Annotated in this window: 41 protein-coding genes; all 41 read left to right on the top strand. The window is 50.9% G+C overall.

The genetic code is table 11. From position 1 onward, the window contains the following. Positions 1-35: 35 nt before the first annotated feature. The 41 genes from L9G74_RS01815 (at position 36) to L9G74_RS01615 (ending at position 25772) form a co-directional block, all read left to right on the top strand. Complete coding sequence (locus L9G74_RS01815) at positions 36-659, top strand: suppressor of fused domain protein (protein ID WP_238894568.1); 624 nt, start codon at positions 36-38, stop codon at positions 657-659. A gap of 302 nt (positions 660-961) precedes the next feature. Beyond that, entirely contained in the window at positions 962-2140 is a 1179-nt protein-coding gene (locus tag L9G74_RS01810) for an ankyrin repeat domain-containing protein (protein WP_238894567.1), read from the top strand. Continuing rightward, positions 2133-2645, top strand: a complete 513-nt coding sequence (locus tag L9G74_RS01805; RefSeq protein ID WP_238894566.1) for a hypothetical protein — start codon at positions 2133-2135, stop codon at positions 2643-2645. Before L9G74_RS01810 ends, L9G74_RS01805 begins: the two co-directional genes overlap by 8 nt. Before the next feature lie 12 nt (positions 2646-2657). Then, positions 2658-3971 carry an ankyrin repeat domain-containing protein gene (locus tag L9G74_RS01800; protein WP_238894565.1) on the top strand — a complete coding sequence of 438 codons (1314 nt, stop codon included), beginning with the start codon at positions 2658-2660 and terminating at the stop codon, positions 3969-3971. After that, positions 3968-4483 (top strand): CbrC family protein, encoded by a 516-nt coding sequence (locus L9G74_RS01795; protein WP_238894564.1) that lies wholly within the window; start codon positions 3968-3970, stop codon positions 4481-4483. The genes L9G74_RS01800 and L9G74_RS01795 overlap by 4 nt, the downstream gene beginning before the upstream one ends. Beyond that, positions 4483-5064, top strand: a complete 582-nt coding sequence (locus L9G74_RS01790) for a hypothetical protein (protein WP_238894563.1) — start codon at positions 4483-4485, stop codon at positions 5062-5064. The genes L9G74_RS01795 and L9G74_RS01790 overlap by 1 nt, the downstream gene beginning before the upstream one ends. Before the next feature lie 32 nt (positions 5065-5096). Beyond that, entirely contained in the window at positions 5097-5834 is a 738-nt protein-coding gene (locus L9G74_RS01785) for a hypothetical protein (protein WP_238894562.1), read from the top strand. An 11-nt stretch (positions 5835-5845) separates the two neighbouring features. Beyond that, entirely contained in the window at positions 5846-6196 is a 351-nt protein-coding gene (locus L9G74_RS01780; RefSeq protein WP_238894561.1) for a hypothetical protein, read from the top strand. A gap of 4 nt (positions 6197-6200) precedes the next feature. Further along, positions 6201-6587: a hypothetical protein gene (locus tag L9G74_RS01775; RefSeq protein WP_238894560.1), complete on the top strand. Its 387-nt coding sequence runs from the start codon at positions 6201-6203 to the stop codon at positions 6585-6587. A 76-nt stretch (positions 6588-6663) separates the two neighbouring features. Further along, positions 6664-7203 (top strand): endonuclease V, encoded by a 540-nt coding sequence (locus tag L9G74_RS01770; protein WP_238894559.1) that lies wholly within the window; start codon positions 6664-6666, stop codon positions 7201-7203. Further along, positions 7200-7499: a hypothetical protein gene (locus tag L9G74_RS01765; protein ID WP_238894558.1), complete on the top strand. Its 300-nt coding sequence runs from the start codon at positions 7200-7202 to the stop codon at positions 7497-7499. Before L9G74_RS01770 ends, L9G74_RS01765 begins: the two co-directional genes overlap by 4 nt. A 48-nt stretch (positions 7500-7547) precedes the next feature. Beyond that, positions 7548-8402, top strand: a complete 855-nt coding sequence (locus tag L9G74_RS01760; protein WP_238894557.1) for a 6TM ABC transporter family protein — start codon at positions 7548-7550, stop codon at positions 8400-8402. Positions 8403-8566: 164 nt separating this feature from the next. Beyond that, a complete protein-coding gene (locus L9G74_RS01755; RefSeq protein WP_238894556.1) occupies positions 8567-10156 on the top strand; it encodes an arylsulfatase in 1590 nt (529 codons plus the stop codon). A 79-nt stretch (positions 10157-10235) separates the two neighbouring features. Beyond that, positions 10236-11528, top strand: a complete 1293-nt coding sequence (locus tag L9G74_RS01750; protein WP_238894555.1) for an anaerobic sulfatase maturase — start codon at positions 10236-10238, stop codon at positions 11526-11528. Positions 11529-11689: 161 nt separating this feature from the next. Further along, complete coding sequence (locus L9G74_RS01745; protein ID WP_238894554.1) at positions 11690-12238, top strand: imm11 family protein; 549 nt, start codon at positions 11690-11692, stop codon at positions 12236-12238. Then, entirely contained in the window at positions 12228-12752 is a 525-nt protein-coding gene (locus L9G74_RS01740) for a hypothetical protein (protein WP_238894553.1), read from the top strand. The genes L9G74_RS01745 and L9G74_RS01740 overlap by 11 nt, the downstream gene beginning before the upstream one ends. Before the next feature lie 5 nt (positions 12753-12757). Next, positions 12758-13111, top strand: coding sequence for a hypothetical protein (locus L9G74_RS01735; RefSeq protein WP_238894552.1), 354 nt, complete (start codon positions 12758-12760; stop codon positions 13109-13111). Between the two features lie 25 nt (positions 13112-13136). Further along, complete coding sequence (locus L9G74_RS01730) at positions 13137-13595, top strand: DUF6985 domain-containing protein (protein WP_238894551.1); 459 nt, start codon at positions 13137-13139, stop codon at positions 13593-13595. A 34-nt stretch (positions 13596-13629) separates the two neighbouring features. Continuing rightward, positions 13630-14010 carry a DUF6331 family protein gene (locus L9G74_RS01725; RefSeq protein WP_238894550.1) on the top strand — a complete coding sequence of 127 codons (381 nt, stop codon included), beginning with the start codon at positions 13630-13632 and terminating at the stop codon, positions 14008-14010. Between the two features lie 22 nt (positions 14011-14032). Then, positions 14033-14578 carry a CbrC family protein gene (locus L9G74_RS01720; protein ID WP_238894549.1) on the top strand — a complete coding sequence of 182 codons (546 nt, stop codon included), beginning with the start codon at positions 14033-14035 and terminating at the stop codon, positions 14576-14578. An 87-nt stretch (positions 14579-14665) separates the two neighbouring features. Continuing rightward, complete coding sequence (locus L9G74_RS01715) at positions 14666-15502, top strand: ADP-ribosylglycohydrolase family protein (RefSeq protein ID WP_238894548.1); 837 nt, start codon at positions 14666-14668, stop codon at positions 15500-15502. A gap of 23 nt (positions 15503-15525) precedes the next feature. Further along, positions 15526-16083 carry a CbrC family protein gene (locus tag L9G74_RS01710; protein WP_238894547.1) on the top strand — a complete coding sequence of 186 codons (558 nt, stop codon included), beginning with the start codon at positions 15526-15528 and terminating at the stop codon, positions 16081-16083. Positions 16084-16094: 11 nt separating this feature from the next. Next, a complete protein-coding gene (locus tag L9G74_RS01705; RefSeq protein WP_238894546.1) occupies positions 16095-16613 on the top strand; it encodes a hypothetical protein in 519 nt (172 codons plus the stop codon). Further along, positions 16614-16898, top strand: a complete 285-nt coding sequence (locus L9G74_RS01700; protein ID WP_238894545.1) for a hypothetical protein — start codon at positions 16614-16616, stop codon at positions 16896-16898. It abuts the gene before it with no gap. 2 nt (positions 16899-16900) lie between these two features. Next, the gene (locus L9G74_RS01695; protein ID WP_238894544.1) at positions 16901-17041 is read left to right on the top strand and encodes a hypothetical protein; all 141 of its coding nucleotides are present in this window, start codon (positions 16901-16903) and stop codon (positions 17039-17041) included. Between the two features lie 11 nt (positions 17042-17052). Continuing rightward, positions 17053-17598, top strand: coding sequence for a hypothetical protein (locus L9G74_RS01690; protein WP_238894543.1), 546 nt, complete (start codon positions 17053-17055; stop codon positions 17596-17598). 5 nt (positions 17599-17603) lie between these two features. After that, positions 17604-18164 carry an SMI1/KNR4 family protein gene (locus L9G74_RS01685; RefSeq protein WP_238894542.1) on the top strand — a complete coding sequence of 187 codons (561 nt, stop codon included), beginning with the start codon at positions 17604-17606 and terminating at the stop codon, positions 18162-18164. 162 nt (positions 18165-18326) lie between these two features. Then, complete coding sequence (locus tag L9G74_RS01680; RefSeq protein ID WP_238894541.1) at positions 18327-18611, top strand: hypothetical protein; 285 nt, start codon at positions 18327-18329, stop codon at positions 18609-18611. A 185-nt stretch (positions 18612-18796) separates the two neighbouring features. Next, the gene (locus L9G74_RS01675) at positions 18797-19972 is read left to right on the top strand and encodes a PepSY-associated TM helix domain-containing protein (protein ID WP_238894540.1); all 1176 of its coding nucleotides are present in this window, start codon (positions 18797-18799) and stop codon (positions 19970-19972) included. A gap of 10 nt (positions 19973-19982) precedes the next feature. Continuing rightward, positions 19983-20507: a hypothetical protein gene (locus L9G74_RS01670; RefSeq protein WP_238894539.1), complete on the top strand. Its 525-nt coding sequence runs from the start codon at positions 19983-19985 to the stop codon at positions 20505-20507. 87 nt (positions 20508-20594) lie between these two features. Continuing rightward, a complete protein-coding gene (locus tag L9G74_RS01665) occupies positions 20595-20948 on the top strand; it encodes a hypothetical protein (RefSeq protein ID WP_238894538.1) in 354 nt (117 codons plus the stop codon). Between the two features lie 208 nt (positions 20949-21156). Then, positions 21157-21363 carry a hypothetical protein gene (locus L9G74_RS01660; RefSeq protein ID WP_238894537.1) on the top strand — a complete coding sequence of 69 codons (207 nt, stop codon included), beginning with the start codon at positions 21157-21159 and terminating at the stop codon, positions 21361-21363. 27 nt (positions 21364-21390) lie between these two features. Continuing rightward, positions 21391-21783, top strand: a complete 393-nt coding sequence (locus tag L9G74_RS01655) for a hypothetical protein (protein ID WP_238894536.1) — start codon at positions 21391-21393, stop codon at positions 21781-21783. Between the two features lie 26 nt (positions 21784-21809). Beyond that, positions 21810-22382, top strand: a complete 573-nt coding sequence (locus tag L9G74_RS01650) for an SMI1/KNR4 family protein (RefSeq protein ID WP_238894535.1) — start codon at positions 21810-21812, stop codon at positions 22380-22382. A gap of 4 nt (positions 22383-22386) precedes the next feature. After that, on the top strand, positions 22387-22845 hold the full coding sequence (locus L9G74_RS01645; RefSeq protein WP_238894534.1) for an SMI1/KNR4 family protein: 459 nt from the start codon (positions 22387-22389) through the stop codon (positions 22843-22845). Further along, positions 22817-23383, top strand: a complete 567-nt coding sequence (locus L9G74_RS01640; protein ID WP_238894533.1) for a hypothetical protein — start codon at positions 22817-22819, stop codon at positions 23381-23383. The genes L9G74_RS01645 and L9G74_RS01640 overlap by 29 nt, the downstream gene beginning before the upstream one ends. A 33-nt stretch (positions 23384-23416) precedes the next feature. Further along, entirely contained in the window at positions 23417-23968 is a 552-nt protein-coding gene (locus tag L9G74_RS01635; protein ID WP_238894532.1) for an RNA 2'-phosphotransferase, read from the top strand. Next, positions 23965-24507, top strand: a complete 543-nt coding sequence (locus tag L9G74_RS01630; protein ID WP_238894531.1) for a hypothetical protein — start codon at positions 23965-23967, stop codon at positions 24505-24507. Before L9G74_RS01635 ends, L9G74_RS01630 begins: the two co-directional genes overlap by 4 nt. Before the next feature lie 33 nt (positions 24508-24540). Continuing rightward, on the top strand, positions 24541-24969 hold the full coding sequence (locus tag L9G74_RS01625) for a hypothetical protein (RefSeq protein WP_238894530.1): 429 nt from the start codon (positions 24541-24543) through the stop codon (positions 24967-24969). A gap of 4 nt (positions 24970-24973) precedes the next feature. Next, a complete protein-coding gene (locus tag L9G74_RS01620) occupies positions 24974-25501 on the top strand; it encodes a hypothetical protein (RefSeq protein ID WP_238894529.1) in 528 nt (175 codons plus the stop codon). Beyond that, complete coding sequence (locus tag L9G74_RS01615; protein WP_238894528.1) at positions 25494-25772, top strand: hypothetical protein; 279 nt, start codon at positions 25494-25496, stop codon at positions 25770-25772. The genes L9G74_RS01620 and L9G74_RS01615 overlap by 8 nt, the downstream gene beginning before the upstream one ends. Positions 25773-25774: the final 2 nt, after the last annotated feature.

Genomic DNA, 25774 nt, shown 5'->3' with positions numbered 1-25774 from the left:
TAACTAACCCACCCGTCACTCAATAAGGAGTTTTTGTGAATTTAGCGCAATATCAACAGCAATTTAGTGAAGATGATGCACCGGGCTGGGATGCCATTACCCATGCCCTCGAAGCCCTTTATCCGGGCCAACAACCGCAACATTACGGCACGCTGATCAAATACCAATTTGGCGGGCCAGATCCGCTCGATGGTATTAGTGTGTATCGCAACGAAGATCATCTTCACCTTGTCAGTTACGGCTTTTCTAACCTGTATTACGATGAAGAGGCGTTAGATAAAGAATACAGCAACTTTGGCTTTGAACTCACCATGCGCTTACCGCTGAGCGAAGATGAGCCATATTGGGCAATGAATTTAATGCAAAACCTCGCACGTTACATTTTTGACAGTGGCAAATGGTTTGAAGCAGGCCAATACATTAGTGGTCAAGGCCCGATTAAAGTGGATTCAGATACCGCGCTATCCTCGCTGGTGCTGATTGAAGATCCGCAACTCGACGCCATCGATACGCCGCATGGTCGAGTGGAATTTTTGCAACTTTATGGCATCACCGCGACGGAACTGGAACGGGTGTTAAGCGACAAAAATGCGCGCCCCTTGTTAGCAGAACAGCAGCAACATAACCCGCTATTGATCACTCAACTCGATCGCCGCTAAGCGCCATGACAGTACACACGGTGCGGATAGCTTTCGCACCGTTTAATCCCATTAATGTCAGTATATTGCACTACATCCTGCCGTCATTCCGTCCCCCAATGCTGCGCAACAGCAGAGTAACAACTTAGAAAACTATCGTTTAAAACTTAGCCAGTTGTCGTCAAATTTGGCGGTTGCGGCCACGACAGCGTATTTTTTTGCCTCTCACTGTCATATTATGTCAGCCGCTTTGGTCAGCTTCGCGCTGTGTTGTTAATGACCAAGTTGCACCCTATCCGCTTTACCGTACAAGGAATTGGTACATGTCAGCATCATTTATTCACGCCTGCGCCGAAGGCAACCGCCGCATAGCGCAACTGCTACTCGCTCAAGACAGTGATATCGACCCAAGTTACAGCGACGAAGATGGCCGCACCGCGCTGCACTACGCCGCCGCCAAAGGCTTTTTGGACATCGTCACCGCGCTGGTAGAGAAAGGCGCCGCCATCGATTACGAAGATCATCAAGGGCAAACGCCACTGCTGCTTGCCATTGCCGCCAGACAAAAGCAAACCGCACAATACTTGCTGGAGGCAGGGGCCCGTCCTGATATCAGCGATAACCAAGGCAACAGCCTGTTGCATTTAGTCGCCAGTACCGGCCAACATTACCTGCTGCCCGCGCTGCTGGATGCAGGGCTGGACCTCAACTTAGCCAACCAAGCCGCCAATACCCCGCTGCTGTTAGCGGTCAACAACCGCAAACGTGATGTGGTAGAAACCTTACTCGCCCACGGCGCGGATGTGGCGCAAAGTGATGAAGAAGGCAATAGCGCACTATTGCTGGCCACCGCGCAGGTAAACAAGCCAATAATGAGTTTGCTGTTAGCACATGGCGCTGATATCAACGCCGCCAATGACGACGGTTACACGCCGCTGTTTACCGCCTGCATCAAGCGCAACAACATGTTGGTCAAATATCTGCTTGAGCAAGGTGCCGATGCGCTGATTGAATCTAACGATGGCCTGTCGCCAGTATGGCTCGCCTGTGCCAACAATCAAAAAGATGTGGTCAGTGCCTTTATCGATAGCGGCGTTGAGGTGAATTATGCCAAGAGCACCGGCAGCCAATTTGCGCTGCAATCCTATCTGGAACGCTTGATTGAGTTCGCCAACCAAAGCCGAGAAAACTATGCCAGCATGAGCTGTGATGGCGAAACCTTGCTGCACGTTGCCAGCAAACAGGGCCACTTGAGCATGGTCAAACTGCTGCTAGACAGCGGCGCCGACATCAACGCGGTGGATGCCGCTGGCAATAGCGCCCTGCACTACGCCGCCGTGGTTGGCAAAAAAGATATCGTGCAAGAACTGCTGCGCCGCCACGCAGATAGTAGCCTGAGCAACAAAGCCGAACAGCAAGCCATTGACTACAGCAACCGCAAAGGCTTTAACGAAATCACCGAGATGCTACTGGCACACAAGCAGGAGCAAGCTCATGGATAGAAAAGAACGCCCGCTGTTAGAGGTGATCGCCCGTGATATGAAAAAGGGCTATTGGAAAGCCGCCGATGCCGCGCGCTATGCACCGATGCTATTTCCGCAAGTGCCGCCCAGTGATAGCGTGCGCCGCGCCGTCGCCGCCATTCACCAGCAGCAATCTCGCGCGGAACAGCTAAAAGCATTGCAGGCGTTGGTGCTCAAAGAACGCGATGGCCGCGATTTTCTAAAAGAGTTTGAAACCTTGCTCAGTGGTAAGCGTGATCCGCTGTTGAGCAGCAATGATAAACAGCAAGACAGCAGCCAATACCGCGACATCATCATGATGTTACTCGCAACGAATTTTGCCTCGCAGAAAACCAGCGTAACGGTCAGCGCCGATATCAGCGAGCTGTATCAACGCATTTATGGTGACGCCGATGACGAATTTGGCAGTGCCCAAAGTGCTGAAGCGGTGCTGACCGAATATATCGCTAGCGCCCTGCTAACGCTTGATGCCAGTTTAGTGTGACGAGGAGATGCCATGAGTTTACTTGACGCACTAAAAACGGAAGATTACCCACTCGCCACGGAGCTGGCGGCCAGCAGCAGCGATGCTGACATTCGCCAAGCGTTGCACGACAGCTTTTTTATGCAGAACCTGCACCGTCACTGGTGTGCGGTAGAGTTGTTGATAACGCTCGCACAACGCGGCATTGTGTCGCTGTCATTAGGCAAAGATCAAAGTAACGAGCACACAAGTAACAAGGGCGATAGCAATGATGAGCCGAGCTTACCGGCGGAGTTGCTGGCGGCATTAGAACTCGATACGCCCGCGCCAACAGCACCCGCTTATGCCATCGCGCCAGAGTTGCTACAACACCTCTTTACTGCATTACAGCGCCAATCTCAGCAAAACGACATAGAGCAACAACAGCAAACGTTGGCACTACTCACGGGGCTACTGCCCAACGTGACGCAACTCGACAGCGACCATGGTGAATTACTGCGGGATGCGATTCGCCGCCAACTGCCATTAACGGTGATCGAACAGCTGATTGCAGCAGGTTGCTCACCATTGGCGTTGGCGCGAGATCAGTCCAACTATCTCAGCCAAATCGTGCGTTCTGTGGCGGTGACTGATGGCCGTTTTGCCGCGTATATGGCCTATTTTCTCGCTCAAGGGCTGAATATCGATCATGCCGATGTGGTGCGTGACACGCCGTTATCGCTGGCTGTCAAACAAGGTGATTGCGATAAAGTCGCGTTACTGCTCGATTTAGGCGCTGATACCTACCTACTGTTTCGCGATGATGCCAGCTTGCTAGCACTCGCCTTGGCAGCCAATCATGCCGAGGTCATCAAACTGTTGCAGCAACACGGCCTGCAGTTTGATTTTGATAGCGTTGATCGTGAGCAACAAACACTGCTGTATCGCTTTTTGAAAGGCCCGGGGGATGTCGACCTCAAGTTGTTAGCACTATTGCTCAAAGATATGCCAGATCTCTATCAGCCGAATCGCGATAGCTACCGCCAGTCACCACAAGCCACCCCCATGCAGCGCTTGCTGGAAAAATCTCCGGCAGCACTCCAATTAGCGCTGCATCTGCTGCGGCCAGATCTCAACCAAACCGACGCCGATGGCAACAGCGCCTTGCACTTAGCGGCGGCAAACTATGTTAATTACGAGCAGCGCCGCGCCGATGACATTCTCGCCCGCGTCAAACTGTTAGTGAGTTATGGTGCCGATGCCACCCTGCGTAACCATCAAGGCCTAACGGCCGCCGAGGTTGCCAGCGACGATGATTTAAAAATCGAGGTTGTTACTTGGCTGAAGCAACAGGAGAGCCATACATGAGTCAATTCCCCTATTTTGCCGATCCTTATCATTTCAGTTATCTGCTCGATGAACCGCAGCCGTGTGACTGTTGTGGGGCAGCGGCAGAATTTGATGCCAGCTTGTTTAGCGGCATTGCCGAGATTGAGGCGATCTGCGCCGCTTGTCTGGCAGCGGGCAAGCTAAAAGCCCTTGATATTGAAACCAATCAACCCAGCTTTAGCGATAACATCGAGGCGCGCGACACCATTCGCTACTGCACGCCTAAACTGCCGAGCTGGCAAGACATCTTTTGGCCGTGTATCGATGGCGAATATCCGCGTTTTGAACGCATCGCCAGCCAAGCGGATTTTGATGATATCGACGACTTCAAACGTAGTTTCAGCGCCGAGACCTTGGCGGTAACCGATATCAATTACCTATGGCAATGCATGAGTGACACGCCAATTGACTCGATGGCCGAAGGCGGCGATATCAGCGTTTATCTGTTTAGCCTCAATGGCCGTAAGCACTGCCTGTGGGATGCCAATTAATGACCTTTGATGAAGCGACATTGCGGGCGATTATCGACTGCCAACCACGTGGCGATTTGGGCCCGTTTGCCGCTGGCGATGAAGCAGCGGCAGAAAACTATGCCTGCCAACTGCGTGCTGCGATTGCTGCATCAAATCAGTTTGCGGTGTATCAGCATGCCGATGAATACGGCTCGGGCTACGCATCGTTTTTTGATCTATTTATTAGCAAACAACCGTTGCACACCGCGCTCGCTGATGGCGAAAGCCGCACCATTGATGGAATTGCTTTGTATATCAACCGACTAGCGCCCATCGCAGTATTTGGCCCGGAGCAGGTTGCCGTTAAACAAAGCAGGCCAGGCACTATTCAAGGTTGGCGCGGGCATGTCCCCGTTGCCCAACTAAACCAGTTGCCGAGCGGGGATTGGCAGGAAGAACTCGCTACCATCAACTATTGGCTGCAACAGTATGGTTATCGCCTACTCGACCAAACAAGCGCGCAGCAGCCGCTACCGTTTAACGCCGCAGATGTTGGTTATACATGGAACCTGTTTGGCACTGGCAGCGTATACGATGCACTGTTTTATTGGGTCGATTGACCACGGTTCAGCAACATATGATAGGAAATCTCATGGCTAATGGATTGACCTTTTTTACCGCCCAGCCCGGTTTTATCCCGTTCCCTGCGGCAACCGAGGTATTTACCGAGCAGGCTGAACAATATACGGAGCAATTTATTCCGCTTGCCACTGTGCAGTTAGAACAGTTTTTCGATGACCTTCATGGCACGGTGCATTTTCTGCTGCCCACCAGCATTAGTGTCGATGAACAAGCACAGCAAATTCATCAGCTCGCACAGAACAGTTATAGCAAGCACGACTACTGGCTCGCCTGCCAAGTGGTTGATGGTCGCTATCAGATGAGCTTGCCACTGCAAGCCGAATACGCGCTTAGTCAGCCAAGATTTCAGCCATTAGCCGCCGCACTGCAACAGCGCCGCGCTCACTTGCTCGCGACTGGCGCGCTGCATCATCCTTGGGCCAAACCAAATAAGATAGGTCATTACCAAGATGGTGATCGCGTCGAGTTAATCAGTCAGTTGGCGGGTCACAGCGTTTTCGGCAACTGGAGCAGTTGTAGTAGCCTGCCCATCAAACAATGTGGCAGCGCGATAGATGAAGATGGTGATGAGATGCCCATCGAGCTACCGTTGACCGACGATGGCCGCCCGTTCGTATTTATCGGCCGAGTGACAAGCTACCACTATCTGCATCACACACCAGATGATATTGGCCTTGTCGAGGCTGACATCCTGCTGTTTTATGATCCGATCAGCCACATGGCCTTGAGCACGTTTGAGTTTTCCTAAGGAGATTGGTAATGAGAAAAATTTTGATTAAAGCGCAGTGGTTTACCACGCTGGCGCTGCTCGCCAGCCCCGCCATGGCCTGCCAATGGAGCGCCGAACAACTGGTCGGTGCTTACACTGCCACCGAGCAAGCGGGCTTTTTTGAAACATTCGCCCTTGAGGCTGACGGCAGTTTTCAATCTTGGCTGCATGAACGGCCAGAGCTGAGTGGAAAATGGCAATTGGACGAGCAATGTGTGCTGACTATCAGCAGTGACACCATGGATAATCCCTTTACACTGACACTGCAATCACTCACCGATAGTAGTGCAGAATTTACTGAAGAGGGTCAGCCAAGTCGTTATCAACGCTTAAGTAACTAAGCCGATGAGTGAGCAGCAACCATACCCGCTCGCCGCCCAATTGGAATTGGCGCTGGCGGCGGCATTTAGCGAAGCCATTAGCCTTGCCGAATTGCAGCAGTGGGCAGAAAGGCGCGTTACCGAGCTAGACAATCCGCCAGACTATTTACTGGAATTGCTGACATTTGATGGTTCATTGGCGCAGCTGGAGTGCTCACTGACCGACGTCATCACAGCGGAACTGACCCATGTAGAACAACAAGCCTTAGCAGGCATTGCCGATCTGCGTGATATCAATCGCTTTGAACAATCGCCATCGCCCGCTCAGGCCGCCAAAGCGCTGCAACAGTCGCCGCAGCTACTGGCGCGGTTTTGTCAGCAATTTCCGTTTATCGTGTTGGAGCAACCATGAATGATGTGGCAACGAATAGCTGCAGGTTAACGGCGAACAGTCGGGACTGTGCTGCAACAACAGGAGTCATAACACTTTGATATTCGCTGTAGATTGCCAATATGTTGAGCACCATGCCGCAGTCACTGGCGCGATAAATACTAGCGCCACCGCTGCCGGCATTCTGTTTAACCGTTGGGATGATGCGACGCCTAGCCACACATTCGTCAAACAGATAGATGACGTAGCGCCCTACGTGCCCGGACAGTTTTACCAACGTGAACTGCCGTGTATTGTGGCGTTACTTGCCGAACTGAAACAGCCGCCGAAGCTGATTGTGGTAGATGGTTATGTCACCCTTGGTGAAGCAGCAAAGCCGGGCTTAGGCTGGCACCTGTATCAGGCAGTAGCACAACAAATACCAGTGATAGGTGTAGCGAAAAAGCCGTTTATTGGCACGCCAGCCACAGCCGAGATTTTTCGTGGCAACAGCCAAAATCCGCTTTACGTCAGCAGCATTGGCGTAGCGTTACCCCAAGCTAAACAATGGGTATTATCCATGCATGGCAAGCATCGGCTGCCCAGTTTACTTAAATATGTGGACCAATTGGCCCGCGGCATCGTGAGGGAAACATGAGCCGAAAAAATAAACGCGAAGACCATTGCCTTAAACCACTACCCAACATTGAGCATGAGCTAAAGTTAACCCGCCAGCAAACGGTGCAATTGATAGATGCATTGCTATACGCTCGGCTCAACACCGTAACCCCCGACATAGGTTATCAGGCGTTAACTGATGAGCTAAAACAGCACACCATCGGCAAACTGATCGCGAGTGCATTATTTGACAGTGATATGGATGCACTTGACCAAGCAGCGCGACTGCTGGCACCGAATACCCCCAACTATTGGGTGGCCTTAATGCGCGGCTAGGCTGCTAAGCCACATTCTTTTCATTCAAACATGGTTAATTAGCTTGTTATGGAATCAACCACTACGGCATCTCGCAACGTCAGCGAGTTTGAACAGCTTTATCTCAAGCGCATTCGGCGCATCAGGCAGTTTGAAGTCAATCTGCTGAAAACACTGAGCTACCTCTTTTTGCTGGTCATATTGCTCATCCCCATACTCAAAGCCATGTCGGGCGATCTGCAATGGGTCATCGCGCTATCGTTCACCCTACTGCTGGCGGTGGTACTCAAATTTCTGCTGAGTTGGATCAATCACGGTCTGGACGTCAAAACCATATTCGACAGCGACGTGCAGCACTTGAGTGGCACATTGCGCCATCAAACAGAAATCACCAGCTTACCGAGCGGAAGCCAACAAAACATCGAGCACTTTTATATCGACAATCATTGGCTGATTACCCCGCCAGAAAGTGACGATTTGCTACACCGCTACATTGGCAAACCACTGCAAGCCAGCGTCGTGCGTTGTCGCGATATCAAACACTTTCAACAAACCGGTGAACGGGTCAAACGGCAGCAGTGGTTATTACTGTCTCTCTCCGGCAGAGAGCCGATTATCGATATCCACCAACTGTACCAACATCATGGCCGCTGGGTATTTGTCGCCTTGTACATCAGCTTATTACCCATGTTTGCCATCATGGCTGTGGTGTTTGGCGGCATATTCTACTGGTTAATCCAAAGCAAACTGCTGCTGACATTAGGCTTAGGTTGGGTCTTATTACTCCTGCTTGCGGTGGCGATTATCGGCGCAGGCTGTGTATTTTTGCTATTCCAAGGCTATGAATTACTGCGTAAAAAATGGCAGCCCCAGTATCAATCGCCGCTGTTGTCTTACGAGGAAAAGCTGCGAGGTAAACATTAACTCAGACCAAACGACGCGCTGACGTTGGAAATGCTGGATAAAGTGTGATCATTATCACGTTTTGATGCTTTTTTAAACACATCTAGCGTAACGCTAATATCGAGTGAAAAATGTTGTCCATACTTGTGTAGACACTGTAATGAATCGACACAAGGAAACGTGTTATGCACACATCACTTCGGCGGTTAACGCCGCTCGCGTCTTTAGTATGTTCTCTTATCTCCACCGCAGCCTTCGCCAAAACCGACCAACCCAATATTGTGGTGATCTTTGGCGATGACATTGGCTGGCAAAACGTTAGTGCTTACGGCATGGGGACGATGGGCTACACCACACCCAACATCGACCGCATCGCCAACGAAGGCATCAAATTTACCGACCACTATGCCCAACCCAGCTCAACGGCGGGGCGCGCGGCGTTTATCACCGGTCAGTATCCGATTCGCTCAGGCATGACTACCGTAGCCATGCCCGGCGGTGCCTTGGGGATTAAAAAAGAATCGCCATCACTAGCCGAAGTGCTGAAAAAAGTCGGCTACGCCACCGGGCAATTTGGTAAGAATCACTTAGGCGACCATAACTTTGCCCTGCCAACGGTGCATGGTTTTGATGAGTTTTTCGGTAACCTCTATCACCTCAACACCCAAGAGGAACATGAGCAACGCGACTATCAAAACTTTGCCAAAGCCTATTCCGGCTCGGTAGAAGCCTATCAAAAGAAATTTGGTACTCGCGGCGTACTGCATTGCTACGCCACCGATAAAGATGACAAAACGGTTGACCCGCGCTTTGGTGTCGTCGGCAAACAAAAATGTACTGATACCGGTCCGCTCGGCGGCGAACGCATGAAAGACTTTGACCGCACCGAAATGCTGCCTGCCGCGCTCAAGTTTATTGACCAATCGCTCAAACAAGACAAACCGTTCTTTACCTGGATCAACACCAGCCGCATGCATCTATACACCCGCCTAAATGATAAATGGCGTTATGCCGCTGAAAAGTACAGCAGCGAATATGACGTGCATGGCAGCGGTATGATGCAACATGATGACGACATCGGCTTTCTGCTCAACGAGCTGAAAAAACGTGGGCTGAGTGAAAACACAATTGTCATTTACACCACAGATAACGGCCCAGAGCACTCCTCATGGCCACACGGAGCAACCACACCATTCCGCGGTGAGAAGATGACCACCTATGAAGGCGGGGTGCGGGTGCCGATGATGGTACGTTGGCCGAAGATGATCCCTGCAGGTCGCACACTTAACGGCATTCAGGGCCACCAAGACTTGTTCGTGACCTTAGCTGATGCCGCTGGCGTCAAAGACGTTAAAAAAGAGATGATGGACGAGAAGAAACAGTATATCGATGGCGTAGACAACCTTGCCTACTGGGAAGGTAAGAGCGATACATCTGCCCGCGATCATATTCTGTACTACTTCGAAGGCCAGTTATCCGCGATACGCATGGGACCATGGAAATTCCACTTTGCCGTGGCCGAGCATTACTACGACAACTTACTGCCACTAGCCAAACCACGGGTGTTTAACCTGCGGGCCGATCCGTTTGAAAGCTACGATAGCGTGGACGCCAACGGCCATCTGACCCAAAAAATCTCGTGGATGCTGGCGCCAGTGAAAGAGATCGTACAACAACACGTGGAATCTCTTACCAAATATCCACCTACTCAAGGTGGGACATCGTTTGATATGACCAAAACCATTGAAAAAGCGATGAGTAAAATGCAAGAGTAACCGCTATAACCTCTGAAAGATCTCGTGCATCTTAGTGGCATGAGATCTTTCTCTTACCAAAGGATTGGATATGAGGCGCATGCAGACCAGCGATACTACCCGACTGGCCGTAGTTCCGCTAAAAACCGCCAGCAGAGATCTCAACGGTCATCCGGCTTATCAACGTAATTTTCACGTGATGGCTAAGCCCGGTGGCTCCAAATGTAATATCGACTGCCAATACTGTTTCTATCTGCATAAGCAGGAGTTATTAGATCATCCCAAACAGACGGTCATGGATGATGACACGCTGGAAACCTACATTCGCAGTTACATTGAAAGCCACGACACGCCGGAGATTGTGTTCTCATGGCAAGGTGGCGAACCCACGCTATTGGGGCTGCCCTACTTTGAAAAAATCGTCGCGCTACAGCAAAAATATCAACCCGCTGGCGTAACCATTCATAACGACCTGCAAACCAATGGCTTGCTCATCAACGATGACTGGTGTCGTTTTCTCAAACAGCATAACTTCTTAGTTGGCTTGTCGATCGACGGCCCACGTGAATTGCACGACAAGTACCGGGTTACTCGCAGCGGCAAGCCCACCTTTGATGCTGTGATGCAAGCGGCCGCCCGCCTGCGCCAACATCAAGTCCCGTTTAATGCGCTCACGGTGATAAACCGCCACAACGCCAAACATCCTATCGAAGTGTATCGCTTTCTCACCCGCGAACTCGGTGCCACCTATATCCAATTCACTCCATGTGTTGAACCCAAAAGCTACCAAAACACCGCGCCACAGTTTTGGCCAGAAAGCTCAGTGCCCGTGATTGGTAGCCCAGCCGCAGCACCGGGGAACCCGATGTCAGTGGTTACCGATTGGTCAGTGGATGCCCGCGATTGGGGACAATTTTTGATCTGCGTATTTGAAGATTGGGTCAATCACGACTTAGGCCAGGTATTGGTCAATCTGTTCGAAACTGCGGTGGCGCAAACCATGGGGCAACCGGCACAAACCTGTGTAACCTCTGAGTTCTGCGGTAAGGCATTGGCTATCGAACACGACGGCAACGTCTATTCATGCGATCATTTTGTGTATCCCGAATATCAACTGGGCAATATCAATGATAAGCCACTCAACCATATGGCGTTTTCCATTCGGCAGGAAGCCTTTGGCATGTCAAAACGTGACAGTTTGCCGGAGTATTGTCGCCAGTGTCCGCACCTGAAACTGTGTTGGGGCGAATGTCCGAAAAACCGCTTACTCAAAACTCCAGATGGCGAACTCGGGCTAAGTTATCTCTGCCCCGGTTTACGGACATTTTTTGATTATGCAGCGCCAATATTGGTCGGCATCACGCAGGTGTTACAGCAACCGGAGCCCGCATAGCTATGCGGGCTATCATCGGCAAAATGTGAATCAGTGGCAGGCTGTATTAGCAAACTAATAACAACCATCCTTTACCCAACAGGGTTGTGGCGACAAAGATTGCACTTTGCTGCCATGACCGACATAATGCCCACACTGACATAAAATGACATATCGTACCGATGCATTACTTGCTATATGGAAATGGCATAACGCACAACCACTCGGTTAGCTGCGCCAATATCAAAGAGTTACTGCCGCTCAAAATCAGTTTGCCAGCGCCCATTAACGGCGATTTCCCTACGTTGGAATTTACCAGTCAGGGCAAATTTCCCCTGCCCGACTACTTACGATTTGGCGCACTCCATATCGTTAGCCAACCACTCGCCGCCTTGCTGCAACAGTTTGATATTCCGCATCAATGTTTTGCGGTTAATTGGCAACATAATGGCGAGCCACAACCACGTTATGTGGCGCATTTTCTCGGTGAACATGCCGCGCAAGATGAGCAACAATCGCAACTCGTGCGTGATGAAGAGGGTTTTATCGATAGCATTGATAAACTGGTGCTGGACGAGCAACAACTGACCGATGTGCATTTAACCCAACTGGCGCAATGTTGGAACGCCATTTATATCGTCAGTGATGCGTTTCGTCAGGCAGTTAAGCAAACACAATTAACCGGCATGGTGTTTAAACAGCCACAGGACGGCCAAGAATATGGATATTAAACAGCTTATCGTTCGCAATGGTGCCGACATTGACGTCAGCCACCAGCAGGGTGTGAAACTTACCGATGAGCCGATACTGACACTCAGCGCCGCAGGTTATAACAACATTATCAGTACCATCTACGTCAACGGCACACCGCTGGCGCGACTGCATTGGGCCAATCATTACAGTTTTGAGCTGCTCTACGTGCCTGCCACCCAAGTGCTGTTTGTCGGTGCTGGTAGCCTTAGCGCCCGTATTCACCTACCGACTGCCCGCGTGATTGGTCAATGCCACCCCTTTCTATTTTGGGGATTTAGCCAAGTGCACGAGCAGCAATATGTGCTCGAGCAAGGTGAAGTCGAATGCATGCTGTATCGGCCCGATGGCGAAATCATCACCCGCGCACCGTGCGACCCACCCTACGAGCTGGATGTGACCGAACGAGGCGTCAAACTGACCTCAGATCTATTTGGCGAAACGTGGTTGGAATTTCCCGACGACGCTGCATCGCGCCGTAGCGACAAAGGGTAACACTCATGCATCAATATCGACATGCTGCCTCGCCGTATGTATCGACAATAACGCTAGATAATACCCTCGCCTTTAGTGCTGCCCACCTTGAGCAGTTGCTGCAACAGCTTGACCAAGGCATTGCGGTTTATGGTTTTACACCAAACATTCACTTAGTGGTTAATGCTAGTTATTCCCATTGGCCGAGTTTAGACAAATTAATCAGCGCCATGTTGACGGGCAAATTAGCGTTAGTCTGCGCGAAGCATTCGCAACTGGCAGACACCCTCGGCCATTGGCAGCAATTAAACCCAAACATTGGTATCCGCCACTATTTACCATCGCAAGCCAGTCACGCGCGACACTGGCTCAACGAGTAAGCTGCAACTAAGGAATCACGTGTTAATGCACCCATTTGACCAACTCGTCTTTAAAGATTTTGACTGGAATCTCGACCTGTACCACCCATTGATGGACGCAGAGATCACCCTCAGCGTTGATACCGAAGATGAGCAACCACCGGCTGCGTGGCAACGGGCGGTATACGATGAGTTTATGCAGCACAGCGAGCGCTTAACCATCGACGTCTTTCAAGCCATTTTTGATTACTACCAAAGCGTTGCAGCGGAATATCGCCAGCAATATCAACATGGGGATTGGCAACAAGCATTACCGGAGATTAGTCAGGTTGATGAAATTAAACCGCTGCTCACCCCCACAGGCATCGTGGTGCCAGAGCTGTTTCCTGACGACCGAGAAATCGGCCTACTGTTTGAGTGCAGTTGGGAGCCAGAACATGGACTAGCGGTGAAAATTCAACACAATCAAGTCGTCGAAGTCGGCTTTCAGGATATCTGTATTTAGCCTGCGCAATGAACCACAACATAAACAGATCATTATGAGTAACACTCACAGTAACGACATCAGCATCGGCCCAGAACGTTGGATTACCGTTGCCAACACCACCCCAAGCGGAGCACTGTTCGAGTTAGATCCGCTCATGGATGCACTACTGCCGATGTGGCAAGCATTAGAAACAGCATGCGTCGCCGCCTGCTGTGGCATTGATGCGTTTGGGTTATGGCCAGAAGATGTACTTGAACACACCGCACATCTACCAAAAGCTGAATTGCATAACCAACTTAGCGCACTCATCAACAACATAGAGCAACAGCCAGACGCCAACTATTACAGCCGCATACTCAATAACTGTTTTAACCGTGCGACGCTGTTGCAACTGCTGCAACATCTCCAAGCGATTTATCAACCGCAAGTTTAACGGTGCAAGATAAGGAATGATGATGCAAACACAACCACCTGCCGCATGGCCAACATTTAAATATCATCCTGATCCTATCGCCTCGGGCGTCATCGTCCGCATTAACGGCACTTGCCCTTGCTGTCAGCAACAACGTGGCTGGGGCTATGTTGGGCCGTTTTTCTGTGTAGATGAGGTAGAAAACATCTGCCCATGGTGCATTGCCGATGGCCGAGCGGCAGCGCAATTTGACCTGACGTTTATCGATGCAGATAGCATGGAACTACTCGGTGATGATGCCAAAGACAGTGAGCTGATACAGCGAACGCCCAACTATTTTTATCTGGCGATGAATGACAGTTGGCCGCACCACTGTGGCGATTATTGCAAAATCACCGCAACAAGTGCGGCGCAAATTAACGCTCACAAGCAGCAACTGGCAACCGATATCCACCGCATCTGCCAAGAGAACGATCTGACTGAATACGAGTTCAACGCCTTAATTGCTCGTGACGATGCGCCGTTCACGGTGCAACTGTTTCAATGTTGCCATTGTGATGAAGTTCGCTTGGCTGGAGGCTTTGAGTAAGTGGACGTCGCGGAACATATTGATGCTCATAACGCTGCACCGCCAGCGTATCCGCAAGTGACTCATTAGCGATAAAAAGGAAAGATCATGTTATTAGCCCTAGCCATCGGTGATGCTTATGGCGCTGGCTTTGAATTTGCCGAGCGCAGCAAAATCGAGCAGCACAATAATCTCACCCACTATGAACAACACGGTTTAGGTATTAAGCCAGGCTGCTATACCGACGATACTCAGATGTCACTGGCGATTAGCGAACTGCTTATCGAGCAGCAGCCATGGACGCCGCTAAACATCGCTAATAAATTTGTGAGCTGCTACAAGCGTGACCGCCGCTTAGGATATTCCAGCGGTTTTCAGCACTTTTTAGATAGCATTGAAGATGGCGCCGAATTACTGGAAAAGATCAATCCCCACAGCGACCGCAACGGCGCGGCTATGCGCGCGGCACCTATCGGCATTATTGCTGACATTGCGCAGCTGTTGCAGTTTGCCAAAATGCAGGCACAAATCACCCACGATACGCCGGAAGGCATTGCATCAGCACAAGCCATCGCCCTCGCCGCTCACTACTTTATTTATGCGCTTGGCGATAAATCCGCGCTGACCGCCTTTGTCAGTGAGCATACCGCCACCATGTGGGATGACACTTGGCAAGCCGAGGTGCCATGCAGCGCGTGGGAAACCGTTAACGCGGTGCTGACGTTACTTAGTCACTGCGACAGTGCCGAGCAAATTTTGTTGCAAGGAGTTAATTTCGGCGGCGATGTCGATACCGTCACCGCGGTTGCGCTAGCCATTGCCTCACAAAGTACGCAATATCGGCAAACACTGCCCGAATTTTTAACTCGCGATTTAGAACGCGGCGTCTTTGGGCACGATTATCTGGCGCAACTGGGTGAGCAGTTAATGGCGCTCAAGCGATAAACACGCTCACTAGGAACATTCGCATGCAGTTCAAATACATTACCGACAACGCCCTGCCTGACTTAGCGATTCAAGAGCACTGCCAATGTTGTGACGAATATAAGGCCATCTATCGTTTGGGGCGTGAAGTGCTCATCAACGGACAATGGCAACAGGTCGACGAGCTTTGTGCCGATTGTCTGCAACACGCCACTATCGAAGCGGATTGCTGGCTCAATATTGAAGCCGTGCAGCGCATGCTTAACCACTATTATCCCAAAGGCAGTTTTTCCAAAGGCAGTATCGATAAAGCGCAGAAAAAGGCGCGCGCGACCGCAATATTAGATGAGCTATTACATACGCCAACCATCGTACTTGAACTGAGTGACTGGCCACATTGCTGCGCAGATTACGTGCCATTTTCAGGCAAAGTCGGCCGCAGCTATCAGGGCGAACTCCAGCAACTGATGCCATGGCCAGCGCAAGACGCAGATACCGAACACCTGCAAACCTTGACCAGCCTGATCGCTGGTGAAGCCCCCGTACTGACCTTTAGCTGCCCACACTGCGGTAAACGCTATTGGCTGTGCCAACCAAGTTAACAGGCCATTGAATGAATCACCCATTAACTGAAGCGGAACAACAGCTGGTGCATCAAGGCGATATCAAAAACGCCACGTTACAGCTGCGCGATCGTCTCGGCATCTCGCTTAAACACGCCAGCGATGCCATCAAGCATTACCGCATTGAAGTTGAGCTACTCATTCCCCCAACGATCGTCGGCATGGATCATACGCCGTTGAATTTTCGCGCCTTAGTCTGCTTTCACAGTACGCTGGCCGCTGCCGAGCTCGCCCAGCAGCTCGGTACGATATTGGGCTGCCAGTTGATCCGCAATAACAGTGGCCGCTTTGAGGAATTCATCACCTATGAAGGGCAAATATTGGGTATCCCGCTGACATTGCAATTGAATGACGCCGCAACGCAGCAGTATTTACTGGAGATCACGCCGCGCGCTAAGGCTGATACAGCCACACAAACATGGGTGGATTTGAGTCAACATTTAGCCACGCAGCTAACCCAGATTGAAACGATTAGCGCGGTCAGCTGCCCAAAAGATGAGGCGTATTAAATGACGAAGGCGCATATCTTGGATAACAGCGACCAAATAGCCTTACCACTGCGTTTACTTCAGCAACGCTTTGGTGACGAACAGTGGGACGAAGCAGCGGATGCCATTATTGAGCAACTCAATATCATTCAGCCGGGTAAGTCCATTGCCGTAGCGTTTGAGTTTGATGCTAGCCACAGCAATCCGTGGTTTCATAGCATGGTGGTAACCATCACAGGCGCAACAACCACTGAGTTGGCGCAGTTAACCACTTGGCTGCACCAGCAAGCATTATTGGAGCCGTAAGTATGGCCTACGACCTTCACACGGGTATTAGCCGCCGTCAGCAGCAAAGTGCTGAACTACTCTCCCTGTCCAAGTGGGATTTATTAGCGCAGTTCTACGGCGAACTCGTCACCTTCAAACACTCAGCAATCCATAACGAATAGGATGCCATGCAATGCAGTACAGCAAAGAAGATATTGAAGACCTTATCGACGGATTTAAATATACCGAAGGCGTCGAACTCGACAGTAAAACCTATGTCGGCAAACATCCTTATGAGTCACCGATGTTGCGCTGGTGGCGGCCATGCATTTTGGTGCAAGATCATAGCTTTGCCAAATTAGATCTGCATCCAAATGAGGATGAGGTTTATGCACGCGCCTCCGCAATGTTTTGGCAACGAATCCAACAACATTTCGATATTTCCCAAGGGCTATCTTTCAAAGCCAGCGTTAACAGCTGTGAGTTCTGGATGAACATGCGGGTAGCCCCTCATGCCAATTTTGTTGAAGCGTTTAACCTATATGAACAACATGCCGAGTTAGTGGCGGTCGATGAGCAGCACCAATTATTGATCGGTGTGATGACCGAAGATCCAACCGAACACCAAGAACAACTGTGGCTGTTCCTGCTGCGTTATCAACTGGATGAACAAGGGCAACCGCATTTTGAGCAGCTAGCACCAGTGGATAACACCCAACAATATCACGGATATGAGTAATGAACATGAGCCGATTTTCCCACTTAGCCACACAACTCGCGCCATTTGGCCAACTGCAACCACAAGTAAGCAGCCATTGGCGTGGTGATTTTCCGCTGCCGCAAACCTTAATCGACTTTTATCAGCAGGTAGGTCCCAACAATTTACAATTGAGCTGTGATGAATTAGTCGAAATGCCTAGCTTAGCGAGGCTATGGGACTATCAAGCGGGCTACCGTTGGCATGGTCGCAGTGGTGAAGCTATCAACAGCTGGCTACCCAACTGGCTCGTCATCGCTGACAATAATGCTGATCCCATCGTATTTGATCTAAATACTGAGCAGATCCTGTTTGATATCCACGGCGGCGAGTGGCATTTTCAGCGACTAGCTATCGACTTAGCAACCGCACTCGGCGCTTTTGCCACCATGGCACAAGCCATTGCAGAATGTGACGCCGATGAATACTGGGACGATGACGAATGCTGCTATACCCAGCCAGCATTGGACTATCGCTTTACTAAACTCAGTGAATTTTTGGGTGGCCACCAAGCGGCCAGCGATTTTCTAAACGTACTGGCATGGTAACTTAGCCGCTCATCGCCGCCGCACATAACGTCTCAGCATTTATCGACCAATTGCTTTATAATGCCGCCGCGGTACTTATCGCCCAGCAGTGTAGATAAGCCGCGGTTTATATTACCCAGATTTTGCTCAGCAGCCATAGCTGATGCCACAAGGACGTTATCCATGCCAAATTACCCGACTGTTCGTCAGTTGTTATCGCTATTTTCCGTTGATGTCGGTCTAGAAGAAGCCGCCGCCAAAGCCGCACTCATCAACTGGCTTAGCGAACAACAACGGCGACAACAATTGAGCAGTGAGTTACAAGCGCTGATGCAAGACAACGAGATCTCGTTAGTCGAGCTATTAGATAACCGCGAGTTTGTGGTTTATCCCGCCGACGATGAACAAGATGCCCGTCAGTATATTCTGGCCACACTGTGGCAGCCGTTGATGAAAATGACGCCGTAACATTACCGCCCTGCATTTGCCCAACAATTGTTTTATAATGCCGCCGCGAACCACCCGGTGGCTTATGTAACGTAGCAAGGCTACGACCAAGCCAGCCGCATCTTTTGCCACAACTCAACGGTTTTACATGTTCAGACTCAGCCACTTCCCCGGCCTCATGCCGTTACATCAAGGTCTGTATGGTCATGCCTAAAGTACCGCTGCGCAAATTCGCGCGCCGCTTACATTTGTGGCTCGGGCTGTCTGTCGGTGTGTTGCTGACGGTGATCTGCCTGTCTGGTGCGGCGGTGATGTTTTACGTTGAACTCGATCAATGGCTGCACACGGAGCAGTTAACCAGCACGACCAATAATGCCCGCACTGCACCAGATTGGGATCAGGCACTCGCCACCGTGCGACAACAATTTCCGGATAAAACGGGCCCGTGGCGCTTTGAAGTCACTCCCAGCGGCAGTCATATTCCCGCCCGCTACTACAACCCACCAGAAACCCAAGGTGAAGGTTTTGCGCCGCTGCTAGTATGGCTTTCCAGCGATGGTAAACAGCTACTACGGCAAGACTATTGGGGTCATACTTTGATGACCTGGCTGTATAACCTGCACTTTCAGCTGTTACTCGGCGACACCGGCACGCTGCTGGTAGGCTATATCGGCTTAGTATCGCTACTACTGCTTATTTCAGGTTTAATCGCATGGTGGCCGAAACGCGGCCAATGGCGTAAAGGGCTGACCTTTAAACCGCGTAACAACACTGTGGGATGGTTATACGACTGGCATAAACTCATCGGATTAGCGGTGAGCCTGCCGCTGCTAACACTCACAGCCACCGGCGTGATGCTTGCACTGCCCAAACCGACCGCTGCGGTGTTATCCAGCTTACCAAATCAGCAGCCACAACCATCGCTGCTCAGCGGCAAACCTGCCAGCGCTCAAGCAACGCCAGTGTCATTAGCCAGCGCGATTAACACCTTGCAGCAACACTATCCGCACAGCACCCTCGCTTGGATTGAAGTCCCGCCCGCCAGTGGTGGCTATTATAAATTTCGACTGCAACTGCCGAGCGATCCATCGCGGCGCTTTCCGCACAGCTACGTGCAAATCAACCCATACACCGGCGCGATTGCCGCCACGCAAACCATCAACAGCGCAGGCAGTAAAGAGGTCATCCTCAGTTGGCTGCATCCGCTGCACGATGGTTCAGTGGGCGGCCTAACCCTGCGGCTCATTTGGCTTATCAGCGGGATGCTAGTGGCGGTGTTACTGGTATTGGGCTGTTGGCGCTATGTTTATCGGCGTCAACGTAAACCGCGCCCACAGCCAACAGGTAAAGCGCCAAACCAACAAGACACCATCCATTGTTAAAAGGAATTTTATGGACCAGCTCAGCTACCAACTGGGGCAAATTGACGGGCAACTTATCGCCTTTGCCAAGCTCAACGGCAAAGTGAATCATGAATATGATTTCGCACTCACGCCATTGCCCGCTGGCACCAATGCCGAACAAGCGATGCGGCAATGCCTGCTCCCCTCTTACGACGATGCCACATTTGCATACCAACCGCAGCCGGACTGGCAAGCAGCACTAAACAAGCAACTCAACGACTGGCTTTTTAGCTTTCAACCGCAATTTGACGATGCCGAGCAAGCGCTGCGGGGTGGCTGCGGCTCATCCTTTGCCTGCTTAAAAGACGTGGACGCCAGTTTTATTTTGTCACGTGCCGAGGCGCGCACCGAACTTGTCCAACAATTGATGCAGCAGATTGACGCCGCCATCAAGGTTAAGCGGCTCACCAGCGTGGTGATGGATAGCGCACATTGGTACGAAGCTTGTTGGAATGACTTTGTCATTGAAGGCGAACACGCCACGCTATTTTTACATTTGGGCGTGTCGGACTAAGCCCATGGCAATGCCGTTGTGGTGTTAAATATGGTATGCTCCAGCCCCATAAATCAGCATCTGCATTGACGTTAGCAAGGACCGCGAATGACTCAGCGCCAAACACCACAGCAAAAGAAAGTACTGGATTACGTTAATCACAGTAAAAACAGCTACGGCGAAAACGATAAAAGCTCACGCAAAGCGATCAGGTCCCGCAAAGCACAGGTAAACCGCCAATTCCGCCGTGAGCAAACCCAGTTATTGCAGCAATACGACGATGCCGACGAATTAAGTGCGGCGTTGCAAGCACAACCTCGACTCAACTGGAAAAAAGCCGCCGATGCGCCATTGATTGCACACATCGCCAAACGGGCCAAACCTGTATTAAAACCGATGAGTGAAGCGCAGCATCAAGCACTGCTGAAGTTGCGTAAACAAGCGCGGCCTCAAAGCAGCTAGAACAGTGACTAACTTGAAGCCAGCAATTTGCCCAATCACGCCGCAGACGCGGGGGTGATTCAGCAATCAGTCAGCGCCTTTTTGTTATCACTTTACCCTCAACGCTCGCTGACAGTTTAAGCGAGCTTTTTAGCGCATTAACTCTCAAGTTGAACAGCGTGTTACCAGTAGTCACCCAGCAAGGACGTCACAGCGTTAAGGAAACATCATGCAGTTTGAATTATCCGCCAATGACCATTGGATCTGTGACCGACTGAACCGCTTCTTCCCAGGTGATTACTCTATAAATATGTCATTTCATGCCTCAGGCGAACAAGCTTTAAGCGAGTGCGTTCAGCAATGTCCGATCGAGGCCAGATCGCCCTTGGATGTGCCACTGCCCCTGTGGCAGAATGCCGCCCTTTTCACCCAATAATCAGCTTGCAGGAGCCACGTACTGGTGATGACAGACACTTTCCTAACCGTATCGCAACAAGCGGCGCTGCAACAGGCGTTGATTGACGCCAAATTTGTTAAAGACACAGCCGATGCTGCTGACGCTGAGGTATCGCCACTGCATCAAGCCTTTGCTCAGATTGCGGTCGCGCTCTATCAGCAAGGGATTAAGAAAACCAAGTGGGCAACGTTCTTGAAAAAGGCCATCAGCGCTATGGCGGACGTATGCCAATGGTTACACCAAGAACTGCTGCGCTGTCAGCAAGAATATAAAGCGCAGCCCACCAGCATAGTCGCCGGCGAACAAGCGGCGTTTGCCAGTGGCCTGTTTGCGGAAGAACTGGCGTATATTGAACATCGAGTCGCGCCCAAAATAACACTGCCACTCACCGATGAATAAGTAACGACAATGGAGCTTCACACATAATGGATTATGCAAAGCATCTCGCGGCACACACCTTACAGGGCGGCTTGAATGTCGACCCGACAGAGAGCATCCCAGCAGCGATGCACGGTGCACCAAACAGTAACGCACCAGTGTGGGCGCAAGATGACTGGCGCGAATGGCATACCGTTGCCAGCCCGTTAACGGCCACCGATATCGAGGCATTTGAACAGCAATTTGCCGTCGCGCTCCCACAGCAGTTTAGGCAGTATTTGATGGCTTGCTGCCATATTTTTAGTGAGATGCCAGCGGCTAGTTTTGCCGAAAGTATCTATATCGCCAACACGCCGTCGAATGCGCCATTAACGCCTTTGACTCACATCATCAACAGCGCTGCGCGGCTGTTAGATGCGGGCTACCTGCCCATTGGCGATTGGGGGCTCGGCTATGGCCCGTCTGTTTTGATGTGGGCCAACGCGGCGCACAACTGGACGATGAGCAACTTCAGCAGCGCCAGTCACTCGCACCATTGGCGCAGCCTTTATACAGCTCGTTTGTGGCATGCTTTGCTGATACCTACGCCGCACCAGCAGTTGAACAACTCACGGAGCTAGCTCGATGAAGATTGACGATATTGAACATTATTTGCAGCAAGCCGCTAACCAAGGCGATGACATCTGGCGCAGCCAACCGGCATCCGCTGCAGCAGTCGAGCAGCTACAAGCGGCTATCGATTATCCACTGCCCAGTGCCCTAACCCAATTTTTACTTAGCTATGGCGCACTAGGCGTGAATGACCGTTTTATTAGCGGCATTATCGATAATCAACCACTGGCGTTGGAGGGTGGCAACATTCTGGCCGACACGGCATTTTTGCGCGAGGAGCAACCATCGCTGCCGCCGCACTTTATTGTGATTCAAAGCCATGAAGACGGCGCCTACTGCTTGGATTTATCTCAACCCGACCCTATATCAGTGGTGAATTTTGAATGGGGTCATAGCCATCCATTCGCCGATAGTTTTGAACAATTTCTGGAGCACTTTTTTTATGCCGAAGATAATTTCGAGGACGACTAACCTAACCGCAGCCATATGCTGTGCGGCATTGTTTACCTTTGCCAGCCATGCTGCCCAAGACGTAACATTTTCTAACTATGACAGCGCCTTATCGCTGCAGCAAAAAGATGTTGAGCATAGTCGCTACCATTTCAGTGGCCCGGTGACACTCACCGGTGAGTTGCACATTAGCTTAGATATGGAAACGCCAACGCAAGCCAGTGGTGATGTCATTGCAATGCAATTTGTGCCGGATCAAGAAGAACTGCCAAAGTTGCCGAAAGTGATCAAGGGTCCATATAGCGCCCCGATCAAAGCGATTGCCGTGCATCTTACTGATGAACAACTTTATAATGTGTTCGGCAGTGAACGCCAATGGCAGCAACTGAGCCACGGCCGCGATCATCTGGTACGCCAGCGAGTATCGGTGATGTTGCGTGACTTTGATGTATCAGTAGAATGCGATAACCGCAGTTACGCAGCAAATCTCGACAGCATTAGTACCATTTACGATAAGAGCTTGGCCGATAACCGCGATATTGATATCGGCACCTGTTAAACACTCGTCGCACGACAGAAAAGGAGTTTCTAAGTGCCCAACGACCACATATCCAAACTGCTCAGCTTAGTGCTGAGACACCAACCACAGCAGCTTGGCATCGACCTTGATGCTGGTGGTTGGGCCGATATTCAACAACTGCTCAAACAGTTCAATACCACCGGTGTTCCCCTTAATCATCAGCAGTTGTTAACCCTAGTGGCCGACAGCGATAAGCAACGTTTTGCTATTTCCGCCGATGGTCAGAAAATCCGCGCCAACCAAGGCCACTCGTTCCCCGTTGATTTAGATCTCACGCCACAAGTGCCACCCGATGTACTGCTGCATGGCACCGCTAGCCGTTTTTTAGCGGCGATTCAAACTGAAGGTTTGCAAAAAATGGCGCGCCATCACGTGCATTTGACCGAGCATATTGATGCCGCCCTTGCGGTAGGACAACGCTATGGCAAACCGGTACTGTTACAAATTGACGCCGCAGCAATGGTTGCCGCCGGGCACACCTTTTACCAAAGCGCGAATCATGTGTGGTTAACCGATAATGTGCCGCCAAACTTTATTCACATATTAGAGGACATTCCCGCATGATCCGTTTTGTCGGTGCAGTCAACGACACATACGATTGGTTTATTCTGGCCGATATTGCCAATCTTAATCGCCTGCAACAGCAACATCAGCTTGGCAGTGATCTGCTCGAAGTGCTCACCACCACTGATATCGGCGACGAAGTGGTAGAACAGGGCGTGATGCTACCGCTGATGGGCATCGCTAACCTGCCCTACACCATCTTGTTTAATCTCGGTGAAACCTCAGCATTTACCCAAGCGGATGTGGCAGCAACGCATCAACAATCCGGCTATGTCATCGAGGTGATTAGCGGCCAGTTACACCTATTCACCGTGCCGTATTTGCAAGACTGGTCAACACACAGCCCCAGTCTTATCGAGTTAGCCCAACAGCAACTGCGGCCGTCAGTCCAATTGGCGAATGGTTGGTACAGCGTGACCGTCAATGCCGGTGACATTGAGGCAGAAGAATGCACCAGCGTAATTGAGTTTTGCTTGCAGCCGATGCCGCAACAACCCGCGTTCACTGCTGATGTGAGCTACCAATTTGCGCTTGAGTGATGACAACGGCTTAACGTCCAAGGATATATAACGATGGCAGTACACAAACTATTTTCCCCGACACAAATCGCGGTGGCGACGTTCATTGGTGGGCCGTTAGCCGCCGTGTACACCATTAAAGAAAACTATCGCGCCATGGGGCTGCCAGAGCTGCATAAGGCCAGCATGATTTATGGCCTATTGCTGACGGTATTGATATTCACCATCATTGGGTTTTTACCGGAGAACTTTCCCACAATAGCCGTTAATCTGCTCTACATTGTCGCCGTTCGCTATTGGGTTGAAAAAAAGCAAATATCCCGTGAACAGATTGAGCGAGAAGAACAGTTCGATTTCCAATCCAACGGCCAAGTCTTTGGCATTAGCATCGTCGCCATGTTTGCCACGCTCGCCCTTATTTTTGGCATCGTGATGAGCTTAATTCCAATGGATGAGCTATCTCCAGCCATGGGAGGCTATTAAGCATATGTCGTTTCTCACACCAGCCACCCAACGGATGGCCAAACTCACCGCCGCCGGCGTTGAGCCGCGTTTTTTGGCGGCCATTGAAGATGCAGCAACATTAGGCAAGTTGCAGTATCTGATTAAAAACTGCGATGCCGCCTATGACTTTCTGCCATCGATTCTCGACGACTATGACTTTCTAGCTGGCTATGAAGTGACGCCCGTATGTAATGGCGCGGGCGATGACGAGCTGTATGTCTTGCTCAGTAACGCGCACGAACATCGTTTTGTGCGTTTCGAGCTAGAAGCCGATGAGATTTATCACGATTTTGGTGCCAGTTTTCAGCGCTTGCTGGCCTACATACTGTTGGAATATGTCGGTTTTGATGAGCAGATGACCATCGACGACCACCTCGCCTTAGCCCAACGTTTTGGCCTGCCTAATGCTCAAGCGGTCTACAGCGCGTATATGAAGCTGTCGACGTACTCTGAAGTCAAAGCTTGGCAACAACATGAATTACCGCAACTATTGGAGCAACACCATGCATGAAGCCAGTCTCAACATTGCATATGAAATGGATGACACCACCAGTGAAACCTTAGAAAAGGTATATCAACAGCTGCCCGGTTGGCAGGGATACGATGCCTATGACAACTGCCCCCGTTGGCGTTTGCCGCAATGCGAAGTTATCGCCTCGGTTGAGCCGTCTGGCTTACATCTAAGCAGTTTCCCTGAAGCCGATATTAGCGCGTGGATTGAACAGTTCTGCCAAGTCGCTAGTAGCGAACTCGGTTTTGCTGTGCACGACGCAGCCGAGTAACT

Source organism: Shewanella electrica, assembly GCF_022321485.1.
In the GTDB taxonomy this organism is placed as follows: domain Bacteria; phylum Pseudomonadota; class Gammaproteobacteria; order Enterobacterales; family Shewanellaceae; genus Shewanella; species Shewanella electrica.
This window is presented reverse-complemented; position numbering and strand designations above follow the sequence as displayed.